Annotated in this window: 13 protein-coding genes; 8 read left to right on the top strand and 5 right to left on the bottom strand. The window is 73.1% G+C overall.

Translation table 11 applies throughout. From position 1 onward, the window contains the following. The first annotated feature begins 100 nt into the window (after positions 1 to 100). Positions 101 to 1084, top strand: coding sequence for an IS481 family transposase (locus ATM99_RS02195; protein WP_062101319.1), 984 nt, complete (start codon positions 101 to 103; stop codon positions 1082 to 1084). 116 nt (positions 1085 to 1200) lie between these two features. Here ATM99_RS02195 and ATM99_RS02200 read toward each other — a convergent pair whose 3' ends face one another. Beyond that, positions 1201 to 1707: a hypothetical protein gene (locus ATM99_RS02200; RefSeq protein ID WP_062101320.1), complete on the bottom strand. Its 507-nt coding sequence runs from the start codon at positions 1705 to 1707 to the stop codon at positions 1201 to 1203. A 41-nt stretch (positions 1708 to 1748) separates the two neighbouring features. Between ATM99_RS02200 and ATM99_RS02205 the strand changes: the two genes are divergently transcribed. After that, positions 1749 to 2201, top strand: a complete 453-nt coding sequence (locus ATM99_RS02205; protein WP_082659143.1) for an HNH endonuclease — start codon at positions 1749 to 1751, stop codon at positions 2199 to 2201. A gap of 68 nt (positions 2202 to 2269) precedes the next feature. On the opposite strand, the gene ATM99_RS02210 is transcribed toward ATM99_RS02205, so the two are convergent. The 3 genes from ATM99_RS02210 to ATM99_RS02220 all read right to left on the bottom strand — a co-directional run bounded on the left by ATM99_RS02210 (position 2270) and on the right by ATM99_RS02220 (position 4562). Further along, positions 2270 to 3451, bottom strand: coding sequence for an RICIN domain-containing protein (locus ATM99_RS02210; RefSeq protein ID WP_062101321.1), 1182 nt, complete (start codon positions 3449 to 3451; stop codon positions 2270 to 2272). Positions 3452 to 3731: 280 nt separating this feature from the next. Then, on the bottom strand, positions 3732 to 3953 hold the full coding sequence (locus tag ATM99_RS02215; protein WP_062101322.1) for a hypothetical protein: 222 nt from the start codon (positions 3951 to 3953) through the stop codon (positions 3732 to 3734). A 129-nt stretch (positions 3954 to 4082) separates the two neighbouring features. Beyond that, positions 4083 to 4562: a GNAT family N-acetyltransferase gene (locus ATM99_RS02220; protein ID WP_223304768.1), complete on the bottom strand. Its 480-nt coding sequence runs from the start codon at positions 4560 to 4562 to the stop codon at positions 4083 to 4085. 117 nt (positions 4563 to 4679) lie between these two features. On the opposite strand from ATM99_RS02220, the gene ATM99_RS02225 reads away from it, so the two are divergent. Then, positions 4680 to 5195 (top strand): GNAT family N-acetyltransferase, encoded by a 516-nt coding sequence (locus ATM99_RS02225; protein ID WP_062101324.1) that lies wholly within the window; start codon positions 4680 to 4682, stop codon positions 5193 to 5195. Positions 5196 to 5338: 143 nt separating this feature from the next. Beyond that, positions 5339 to 5779, top strand: coding sequence for a DUF2809 domain-containing protein (locus ATM99_RS02230; RefSeq protein ID WP_062101325.1), 441 nt, complete (start codon positions 5339 to 5341; stop codon positions 5777 to 5779). A gap of 37 nt (positions 5780 to 5816) precedes the next feature. On the opposite strand, the gene ATM99_RS02235 is transcribed toward ATM99_RS02230, so the two are convergent. Beyond that, positions 5817 to 6740 carry a hypothetical protein gene (locus ATM99_RS02235; RefSeq protein WP_062101326.1) on the bottom strand — a complete coding sequence of 308 codons (924 nt, stop codon included), beginning with the start codon at positions 6738 to 6740 and terminating at the stop codon, positions 5817 to 5819. Between the two features lie 287 nt (positions 6741 to 7027). Here ATM99_RS02235 and dnaK point away from each other — a divergent pair, with 287 nt between their 5' ends. From dnaK to ATM99_RS02255, 4 genes are all read left to right on the top strand, one after another. Beyond that, on the top strand, positions 7028 to 8887 hold the full coding sequence (dnaK, locus tag ATM99_RS02240) for a molecular chaperone DnaK (protein ID WP_062101327.1): 1860 nt from the start codon (positions 7028 to 7030) through the stop codon (positions 8885 to 8887). After that, positions 8884 to 9519 (top strand): nucleotide exchange factor GrpE, encoded by a 636-nt coding sequence (locus ATM99_RS02245; RefSeq protein ID WP_062101328.1) that lies wholly within the window; start codon positions 8884 to 8886, stop codon positions 9517 to 9519. The genes dnaK and ATM99_RS02245 overlap by 4 nt, the downstream gene beginning before the upstream one ends. Positions 9520 to 9669: 150 nt before the next feature. Beyond that, positions 9670 to 10656: a DnaJ C-terminal domain-containing protein gene (locus ATM99_RS02250; protein WP_062101329.1), complete on the top strand. Its 987-nt coding sequence runs from the start codon at positions 9670 to 9672 to the stop codon at positions 10654 to 10656. Positions 10657 to 10699: 43 nt separating this feature from the next. Continuing rightward, a partial coding sequence (locus tag ATM99_RS02255) for a heat shock protein transcriptional repressor HspR (protein ID WP_062101330.1) occupies positions 10700 to 11106 on the top strand: 407 nt, incomplete at its 3' end.

Here is an 11106-nt window from a genome sequence, read left to right on the forward strand (position 1 = left end):
GCCTAGGTGTATTGACCCGGAACGTTGTTGACGTAGCGAGAGACCTCCGGGTCGAGTGGGAACTGCTCAAGGAACCCGCGTCGACCACTGGAGGTCTCTCGTGTCCCACGCTAACGCCCGGTTGACCCCTGCCGGCAGGTTCGTGATGGTCGAGCGCATCGAGGCCGGTCGCCCGGTCGCTCATGTCGCTGCGGAGATGGGTGTCTCGCGAACGACGGCGTGGCGGTGGTGGCGCCGGTATCGCGAGCTGGGCCGTGCGGGCCTGGTGGACCGGCCCAGCCGCCCGCTGAGCCACCCGCACCGCACGTCACCCTGCGTGGAGACGCGGATCCGGATCGCGCGGATGCTCTCGCGGCGCGGGCCGGTCTGGATCGGCCACCACCTCAGCCTGGCGCCCTCCACGGTCGGGCGGGTCCTGGCCCGGCACCGGGCACGCCTGCTGCGCGAGTGCGACCCGGTGACCGGCCTGCCGATCCGCGCGGCGCGAGCGTCGGCGGCTCGCTACGAGCACCCCTACCCGGGCTCGTTGATCCACGTGGATGTCAAGAAACTCGGGCGGATCCCCGACGGCGGCGGGTGGCGCGCCCACGGGCGAGAGGCGACCGTCACGGCGAAGAGCAAGCGTGCACCGATCGGCTACGACTACGTCCATACCGCGATCGATGACCACTCCCGCCTGGCCTACGCCGAGATCCACGACGACGAGAAAGGCACCACGGCGGCCGGCTTCCTGGCCCGCGCAGCAACGTTCTACGCCTCCCACGGCATCCGGATCGAACGCGTGATCAGCGACAACGCGTTCGCCTACCGCAACTCCCGGGAGTTCAAACGCGTCGCAGCCGACCTCGGCATCGTCCAGAAGTTCATCCGACCGCACTGCCCGTGGACCAACGGCAAGGTCGAACGCCTCAACCGCACCCTCGCCACCGAGTGGGCCTACCGCCGCCCCTGGACCTCCACCACCGAACGCGCCGCGGCCTTGCCCGCCTGGCTCGAGCACTACAACCTGGACCGACCCCACCTCGGCATCGGCGGACAACGACCCATCGACCGCGTCAACAACGCTGCGGGTCAGTACACCTAGGACCGGGTGCGCCGGGGTCACCGATCGGTGATCGGTCCGGTCGCCCGTGGTCGAGCGTCACCGGCGGCCGCGCTGCCCTGATCTGCGCCACTCTGCCGGTGACGTCCCCGCCCTGGCTACCGGCGGAGCCACGCCCTGACGTCGTCCGTGGGCCCGTCGTCGGCGAGCCTGGTCGCGGCGGCCCGCTGCCACGCCAGCTCGTCCTGCACGGGGGGCTCGGCGGCGTCGTCCGCCAACGGGCGGAAGGTCGTCGCGCCCGCGGGGTAGGTGACGCGCGCGAACGCGGCGTCCATCGCGCGGTTGGCTGCCGCACGGCAGTCCTTGACGGAGCCTGCTGCCGCGCCGAGCGCGAAGTACGTCGCGGCCGGGTCGTCGTCGTCGAGGTCGTCGCGGTCCTCGAGCTCCGAGCGCAGGGGCGCGAGGTCCGCCGGTTGGCCGTCGGCCGCCGCCCAGCCCGCCTCGAGCGCTTCCGACAGCTCGTCGTCCCTGCCGGCGGCACGAGCCAGGCGCTCGGCGCACGCCAGGGCGAACATCGCCCGCGCGGGGGTCGGGAGGGTCGCCACGGCGTCCCACACCGCGTCGAAGGGTGCGAGCGGGCCGTCGCCCGAGGTCTCGATCGTCACGGTCGTCATCCTGTCAGTGCGGCGCGACCTACGCTGCCGCCATGGCCCGCCCCACCCGCCGTGTCCAGGTCGCCCGCCGCCGACGGCGCCGGCTCGCCCGGGTCGACAACGACCTGACCGACCTGGAGTGGGGCGCGCTGCGGGACGCGTGGGGCGGCTGCGCCTACTGCGGTGCGGGCGACCGCCCGTTGCAGCGGGACTGCGTCCTGCCGATCTCGCGCGGCGGTCGCTACACCGTCGACAACGTCGTGCCCGCGTGCGGGGCGTGCAACGCCAGCAAGTGCAACACCGAGGTCGTGTCGTGGCTGCGCCGCAAGAAGCTCGACGAACGCGCGTTCCTGCTGCGGCACGCGACGATCCGCCGGGCGCTGGGCGCGCCGCCGGCGACGGACGTCCCCGTGCCGCCCGACGGAGCCGCGCCGCCCGACGTCACCGTGCCGGTCGACGACGCGGTGGCCACCGCCGTCCCGGAGCCGGCGGCGCCGTCGGCCTGAGCGTGCCGCGCCGACGCCCGGGTGCCACTGGTCGCACCCGGGCGTCGGCCCGGCGGTGAGGGTGACGCTCAGCCGACCTTCACGAGCTGCCACTGCTGGTTGGCGCCGTTCCAGTCGCTGTACTGCACGACGTTCGCGCCGTCGGCGGTCGAGGCGCCCTGCACCTCGACGGCCTTGCCGCTGTTGCGGTTGATCAGCTGCACGTAGCCCTCGACGGTCTGGAGGCTGAACTGCTGGTTGGTGCCGTTGTTGTCGGTCCACTGCTGGATCGTCGCGCCGTCGGCGGTGGACTTCGCGGCCACGTCGAGCACCTTGCCCGACAGCCGCGACCTCAGCTTGTAGTAGCCGTTGCCGGCGTCGACGAACTGCCACTGCTGCTGGTTGCCGCCGTTGCGGGACCACTGGGCGATGCGCGCGCCGTCCGCGGTCGACAGGTTGTACACGTCGAGGGCCTTGCCGCTGTTGCGGTTGACGAGCGTGTACCAGGCGGAGGTGTCGACCGTGCCGGGGGTCCCCGGGTTGCCCGGGTTGCCGGCGGGGTTGCCGATGCTGCCGGGCACGGAGCGCAGCGCCGCGAACCAGGCGGCGGCCATCTTGTCGTAGCCCGCCGCGTTGGGGTGCACGCCGTCGGGGAGGTCGGCGGTGCTGACCGCCCGGTACATGTCGACCAGGTGCACCTTCTTGCCGGCGGCGGCGCGACTCTGCACGAGGCCCGGGATCGCGGAGTTGTAGGCGCGGACCTGCGCGTCGGCGAACGACACGGGGATGAGGGTCGCGACGAACACGTCGGTCTGCGGGGACGTGCTGGTGATCTTGTCGACGACGGACGCGAGCCGCGCGGGCGCGCTGGCGAGGTCGCGGTTCTGGGTGATGTCGTTGGTGCCGATGTGCAGCAGCACGGTGCGCGGCTGGTACGTGCGCACCCAGCTGACGACGTTGGCGTCGATCTGGTCGATCCGCCAGCCGGAGTGCCCCTCGTGGTCGTGGTCGCCGAGGCTCGCTGGCCCGTTGAAGCCCGACCCGACGAAGTCGGTCGTGTAGCCGTTCTGCGCGAGGCGCTGCCACAGCCCCACGCGGTACCCGCCGCCCCCGGTCATGCCGACGCCCTCGGTGATCGAGTCGCCCAGCGGCATGACGCGCGTGCCGCCGTTGCTCTCGGCGGACGCAGGTGCGGACGTCGTGACGACGCCTCCGGCCAGCGCGAGGCTGAGCGTGACGGCCACGAGGAGCCGTCGGGCGAGTCGGTGCATGGCGTCTGCCTCCTGTGATCGCGGCGCTGCGGTCGACCGCCGATGTGAGCGTTCACTCGGCGGTTCGGGCCACTGTGGCACGGGCCCGGCGGGGCGGGCGATCAGCACAAACGATTAGGTGCGGCTGTGAGGTCAGAGCTCGCGCAGCATCGTGTCGGAACCGCCGTTGCGGCCGACGACCAACCCGTGGCGCGCGCACGGTCAGTCCCGGTCCGGCGCCGGTGAGAACCTCGGCGGCGCCGGACCGGGAGTGTCGAGTTGAAGCCCGACGGACGGAGCGTCAGCCCCCGCCATCGGTGCCGCGACGTATCGCGAGCACGCAGCCCAGCACGATCGACGCGGCGCCGAGACCGGCCAGCCAGAGCTGCGGAGCGCTAGGCCGATAGGGGAGCGAGAGGGACTCTTCCGCGGTGCTGAAACCGAAGTAGAAGAGCGCCCCCGCGGTCAGCAGCAGTGCAGCCCCGAGGAGAAGGAGGGCCACGGGGGCGTGGCGAGCGGTCATGTCGGCGACTCCTCGTTGCAGCCCGAGGCGATGACGCCCAGGTAGCCCTTGTCGGTGTGATTCGTCTTGACGTTCCACGTCGACGTCGGGGCCCGTCGTCTGCGCGGCACCTCGACGTGCGGGGCGCGCTCAGAGCTCGCGCAGCATCGTGTCGGAGCCGCCGTTGCGGCCGACGACCACGAACCCGTGCCGCGTGTAGAGCGCACGCGCGGCGGCGTTGCCGTCCTCGACGCTCAGGCTCACAGCCCGCCACCCGAGGCCTCGCGCCTGCGCGAGGCACCCGGCGAGCAGCGCCGACCCCACGCCCCGCCCGTGGTGGGGACGCGCGACGGCCATGCCGATCTCCGGGACGTCGTCCGCGACGTAGCCGTACCCCGGCGTCGCGGCGGGCAGGGCGCGCGCCCAGACCGCGCCGAGCGGGTGCCCGTCGTCGTCGGTCGCGACGAGCCCGAAGTCGTCCGGGCGCTTCCACCCGCCGAGGTAGCGCGCGGTGTGCGTGTCCGCGACGACCTGGGCCCGCGTGAACCGCGGCGTCCCGTCCCAGTTGAACGCCTCCAGGAGCATGTCGTGGAGGAGGTCGAGGTCGTCGCCGGTCGCGTCGCGGAGCATCACGCCGGTGATCCTGGCAGGCCGGGGTGCGAGGGTCGCGAGATTTCCGCGCGCCCGGCCGGGCCCCTGACGTCCTCACCTGCGGCGACCCGTCCGCGCGGGTGGCACGATCGCCGCATGGCGCCGACGCCCGTGCCCGACCTGCTCGAGACCGACCGCCTCGTGCTGCGGCCCCGCCGGGCCCAGGACGCGGCGACGTACCGCCTGCTGTGGACCGAGCGGGACCCGCGGGTGCCCGAGCACCGGCGCATCGACGCCCACGGTCGGCCGACCGTCGCGGACGTCGCCGCGCGGCTCGGCGACGAGCCCGGACTCCTCGCCGTGCACCGCAGCGACACCGACGAGGTCGTCGGGTACTGCGGCCTGACCGGGTGGGGGAGCCCGCCGCCCGACGAGCCCGAGCTCGCGTTCGAGCTGCTGCGCGCGGCGCAAGGCCGGGGCTACGCCACCGAGGCGGGCCGGGCGGTGGTCGCGTGGGCGCGCGCGTCCGGCTGCTCACGGCTGCGGGCGACGGTGTGGGACTGGAACGCGGCGTCCCGCCGGGTGCTGGCGAAGCTCGGGTTCCGCGAGACGGGCGAGGTGGTGGCGCGGTCCGCCGCGGGGTGCAGCCTGCTGACCGTCCGGGACCTCTGAGCGGGTCGGGTGCTCCCGCGAACGCCGGCGGCGTCTCCTCGCACCCACTCGACCGACCTCCCCGGCCACGAGAACTAGCGTGACCTCGTGACGACCGCGCTGCAGGCCGACCAGGTGCTCACCGCCGAGTCGGGCCCTCGGCGATGAGAGGCCGGATCTCGCTGCCTGCGCTGGGGGTCGCGGCAGGCTCGGCCGCAGCGGTGCTCGTCCTGTTCTGGTGCGCCACGGGGGCGCTCCGGTCCTTCGTCGGAGACGTCGTGGTGGTCGTGTTCCTCGTCTCGGCGCTGGCGGCCGTACGGATCGGGAGCACGACCGGACGTCTGGTGGGCGTCGGACTGTTCGCGTGCGGCGTGGAGGCCTGGCAGGGCCCGGGCCGGGTCTCTGCGGACGCCCACCCGCTCCTGCAGCTGACGGTGGGCTCGACGGCGGACCCGCTCGACCTGGTGGCGTACGCGCTCGGCCTCGGGGTCGCCGCCCTCGCGGAGCGCGCGTACGGCCGGGCGGGGACGCGCTCCCCGTCGTGGAGTCGGGTGACGGGCCGCAGGCGGGCGGCGCGACCGCCCGGACGGGGTCCTGCTCGGTGAGCCGCTCACCCAGGTCGCCGATGCTCGTGCGATCGGCTCAACGGTTCTCGAAGCAGTAGCGGTAGTGGTAAGCGTCGAGCGCATCGGCTGCCAGCCCGGGGTACAGCTCCGCCAGGTGACGGCACACGCGCGAGGCGTCGTCACCGACCCTCGCCCCACGCTCCAGGGGAACGCTGGGGACCTCGATGCGGAGCATGTAGAACATCGTCGTGCTGAGATCGTCGCCCGTCCAGGGCTCGTCCACCTCCCCGGGCCGCTCGTCCGGCTGCAGCCGCAGCTCCCGCCCCCAGCTGTGGCTCGCCGCCAGCAGCGCGGTGCTGAGCGCGACGTCCACCGGGCGCCGCTCGTCGTCGCCGGACGGCACGAGCACCCGGGTGCGGGGCTTGGGCGGCACGGGTGGGCGCGGTGGCGGGGGGACTGCGATCTCGCGGACGCCGCGGAGCTCGGCGGCGAGATCCGCGGCGCGCCGCGGCAGCGCAGGGTGGCGCCCGCGCCGCCCGTAGGTGGGGAGCAGCTCGAGGCAGTCATCCAGGCGGACGAACAGGCGGACTCCCCGGCTGTGGTGAGGGCCGGCTTGGACGGGCCACGTCTCCACGAGCCGGACGTCGTCCCAGCCGAGCGTCAGCAGCGGCACGCCGTGCAGTGAGAGCTCGACGCCGTCGGTGGACCACGCCAGGATCAGGCGCGTCCCGCTCGGGACGTCGTCGCCCGCTGCGCCGAGGACCTCGAGGGTGCCGCCCAGGCTCGCACCCGCGAGGACCGGCTGCGTGCGCCATCCCGGCCGCGCGGCCACCTCAGGCCGAGGTCGAGCCGCGCGGGCCTGCTGCCACCACGCCAGAGCTCCGGTCGTCGCGACCGCCACCGCGGGGGCGACGCACCACCAGGGCGCGTTCGTCGTGATCAGCCAGGCGGCGACGGCCGACGTCGCGACGGTGAGCAACGCACGCCGAAGGTCGGGCATGGCAGGAACCTACCGCCGGCTCACCTGCCACGGGCCGGACGTACCGCGGCAGGCCTCAGGGGATGTCGCCACCGCGGATGAGACCCCCGGCGCGGACGGACGTCGACCGTGCACGACCCCCGGGAACAACCGACATCCCACCGGAGTTGAGCCCATCAGACTCAACTTCTCCCCGCTTCGACTTGTCGGACGGCCACCCACCGTCGCAGACTTGAGCCAGGCGGGCTCAAGACGTCGAGCACTCCACGCAGCAGGAGCCCGCGAGGTTCCGGAAGGAAGGCACGCACATGGCACGAGCAGTCGGCATCGACCTCGGCACCACCAACTCCGTGGTCGCCACCCTCGAGGGCGGCGAGCCCACGGTCATCGCGAACGCGGAGGGGTCGCGCACGACTCCGTCCGTGGTGGCGTTCTCCAAGACCGGCGAGGTGCTGGTCGGCGAGGTCGCCAAGCGCCAGGCCGTCACCAACGTCGACCGCACCATCTCGTCCGTCAAGCGCCACATGGGCACGGACTGGACGACCACGGTCGACGACAAGAAGTACACGCCGCAGGAGATCAGCGCCCGCATCCTCGGCAAGCTCAAGCGTGACGCCGAGGCGTACCTGGGCGAGCCCGTCACCGACGCGGTCATCACGGTCCCGGCGTACTTCAACGACGCCGAGCGTCAGGCCACCAAGGACGCGGGCACGGTCGCGGGCCTCAACGTCCTGCGCATCATCAACGAGCCCACCGCCGCGGCCCTGGCCTACGGCCTGGAGCGCGGCAAGGAGGACGAGAACATCCTCGTCTTCGACCTCGGCGGCGGCACGTTCGACGTGTCCCTCCTGGAGGTCGGCAAGGACGACGACGGCTTCTCGACCATCGAGGTCCGCGCGACCGCCGGCGACAACCGCCTCGGCGGCGACGACTGGGACGCCGCGATCGTGGCGCACCTGGTCACCGAGGTGAAGAACACCACGGGCGTCGACCTGTCGAAGGACAAGATCGCGCTGCAGCGTCTGCGCGAGGCCGCCGAGCAGGCCAAGAAGGAGCTGTCGTCCGCGACCAGCACCAACATCTCGCTGCAGTACCTCTCGATGAGCGAGAACGGCCCGATCCACCTCGACACCAAGCTGACGCGCGCGCAGTTCCAGCAGATGACGCAGTCGCTGCTCGACCGCGTCAAGGCGCCGTTCCACCAGGTCATCCGCGACGCGGGCATCTCCGTGAAGGACATCGACCACGTGGTCCTCGTCGGCGGCTCCACCCGCATGCCCGCGGTGTCCGAGGTCGTCACCGAGCTGACGGGCGGCAAGGAGCCCAACAAGGGCGTCAACCCGGACGAGGTCGTGGCCGTCGGCGCCGCGCTGCAGGCCGGCGTCATGAAGGGCGACCGCAAGGACGTCCTGCTCATCGACGTCACCCCGCTGTCGCTCGGCATCGAGACCAAGGGCGGCGTGATGACCAAGCTCATCGAGCGCAACACGGCCATCCCCACCAAGCGGTCCGAGATCTTCTCGACGGCCGAGGACAACCAGCCGTCGGTGCTGATCCAGGTGTTCCAGGGCGAGCGCGAGTTCGCGCGGGACAACAAGCCGCTCGGCACGTTCGAGCTCACGGGCATCGCGCCCGCGCCGCGCGGCGTGCCGCAGATCGAGGTCACGTTCGACATCGACGCGAACGGCATCGTGCACGTGTCCGCCAAGGACCGCGGCACGGGCAAGGAGCAGTCGATGACGATCACGGGCGGCTCGGCCCTCCCCAAGGAGGACATCGACCGCATGGTCAAGGACGCCGAGGAGCACGCCGCCGAGGACAAGAAGCGCCGCGAGGAGGCCGAGACCCGCAACACCGCGGAGCAGCTCGTCTACCAGACGGAGAAGCTGCTGGCCGACAACGGCGACAAGCTGTCCGACGACGTCAAGGGCGAGGTCTCCGGTGCGGTGACCGACCTCAAGACGGCGCTCGAGGGCACCGACCTCGACGACGTCAAGGCCAAGCACGCGGCCCTGCTGACCGCGAGCCAGAAGATCGGCGAGGCGCTCTACGCCCAGCAGGACGCCCCCGCCGCCGACGCCCCCGCGGGTGACGCGGCCGGCCAGACGGCGTCCGACGAGGACGTGGTCGACGCCGAGATCGTGGACGACGAGGACGACAAGAAGTGACCGACGACAAGCACCCCTCGGGGTCGGGCGCGCCCGACCCCGAGGAGACCCCCCGTGTGACCGACAAGCGCCGCATCGACCCGGAGACCGGGCAGCTGCGCGAGCCGACCCCCGAGGAGGCCGTGCTGGCCGAGGCCGAGCAGGCCGCGGCCGCCGCCGAGGAGGAGGTCGTGCTCGAGGGTCTCGTCGAGGCGCAGAAGCTCGCCGCCGAGCGGCTCGACGACCTGCAGCGCGCCCAGGCGGCGCACTACAACCTCGAGCAGCAGTACAACGCGTACGTGAAGCGGTCCAAGGCCGAGGCCCTGGCCTCGCACGACCGCGGCGTCGCGGCGGTCGCCGAGGCGCTCATCCCGGTGCTCGACGACATCGAGCTGGCCCGCCAGCACGGCGACCTCACGGGGCCGTTCGCGTCGATCGCCGAGAAGCTTGAGGGGACGCTGCAGCGGTTCGGCGTCGAGCGCTACGGCGCCGCCGGCGAGCCGTTCGACCCCGAGGTGCACGAGGCGCTCATGCACGCGCACTCGGCCGACGTCACGGAGCCGACGGTGCAGCAGGTGCTGCAGCCCGGCTACCGCACGCCCGACCGGATCCTGCGCGCGGCGCGTGTCGCCGTGGTGGACCCCGAGGGCTGACGGCACCATCATCGTCACCACGCCCGGGGCGGCGGCCGGTCCGCCGGCCGCCGCCCCCGCAGCACCACGACGGAGCACCACCACGCACACCGCACGCACCACGCACCGACCGCCGCACGGCGGTCAGCACCACGTCAGGAGGGAGGCGCCGTGACCGGCCAGGACTGGCTCGAGAAGGACTTCTACGCCGTGCTCGGCGTCCCCAAGGACGCCGACGCGGCCGCGATCAAGAAGGCGTACCGCAAGCTCGCGCGCCAGCTGCACCCCGACCAGAACCCCGGGGACGCGGCCGCCGAGGCGCGGTTCAAGGACATCGGCGAGGCGTACGCGGTCCTGTCGGACACCGAGCAGCGCCAGCAGTACGACCAGCTGCGCGCCATGGCCGGCGGGGCCCGCTTCACGGCGGGCGGCCGTCCCGGCGCGGGCGGCGCGCAGGGCTTCGAGGACGTCTTCGGCGGCATGTTCGGCGGCGCCAACGGCCCCGGCGGGCGCGTCCGCTACTCCACCGGCGGTGGTGGTGGCAGCGGGTTCGAGGACATCCTCGGCGGGCTGTTCGGCGGCGGCGGGTTCGGCGCGCAGCGCGGCCCGCAGCCTGGCGCCGACCTCACCGCCAGCACCACCCTGCCGTTCCGCACCGCCGCCGAGGGCTCGACCATCTCGCTGTCCGTCGAGGGGCGCACCGTCAACGCGCGCATCCCCGCGGGCGTGCGCGACGGGCAGAAGATCCGGCTGCGCGGCAAGGGTCGCCCCGGCGACCCGGGCGCACCGGCCGGCGACCTCGTCATCACCGTGCACGTCGAGCCGCACCCCGTGTTCACGCTCGACGGCAGCAACCTGCGCGTCACCGTGCCCGTCGCGTTCGACGAGGCGGCGCTCGGCGCGACCATCGACGTCCCGACGCTCGACGGCTCGACCGTGCGCGTCAAGGTCCCCGCCGGCACGCCGTCGGGCCGCACGCTGCGCGTCAAGGGCAAGGGCGTCACGACGTCCACCGGCACGGGCGACCTGCTGGTGACCGTGCAGGTCGTCGTGCCGCAGAAGTTGTCCGCCGCGGCCAAGGAAGCCGTGCAGGCGTTCGGCATCGCGACGTCCGGCCAGGACGTGCGCGCCGACCTCATGGCGCAGGCACGCCGCTGACCGCAGGAGGCACCAGGGGGAGAGGGGCGAGGGGAGGAGGACGATGGACGAGGACGCCAAGGTCTACGTGATCTCGGTCGCCGCGCAGCTCGCGGGCATGCACCCGCAGACGCTGCGCCAGTACGACCGCCTCGGACTCGTCCAGCCCGCCCGCACGCGCGGCCGCGGCCGCCGGTACTCGATGCGTGACATCCAGGTGCTGCGCGAGGTGCAGCGGCTGTCGCAGGACGAGGGCGTGAACCTCGCGGGCATCAAGCGCATCCTCGAGCTCGAGGCCGAGGTGCGCGCCGCGCGCCGCCAGGTCGAGTTCCTGCGCACGCTCGTCGACCCCGGCCGCCGCGTGTTCCGCGCCGACCCCACGGGCAACGTCGTCGCCGACCGCCTGCACCCCCTCGCGGAGGCCGCGCCGAGCCGTCGCACCGTGCGCTGGGCGCCGCGCCAGCTCACGCG

It is taken from the genome of Cellulomonas sp. B6 (genome assembly GCF_001462455.1).
Classification (GTDB): domain Bacteria; phylum Actinomycetota; class Actinomycetes; order Actinomycetales; family Cellulomonadaceae; genus Cellulomonas.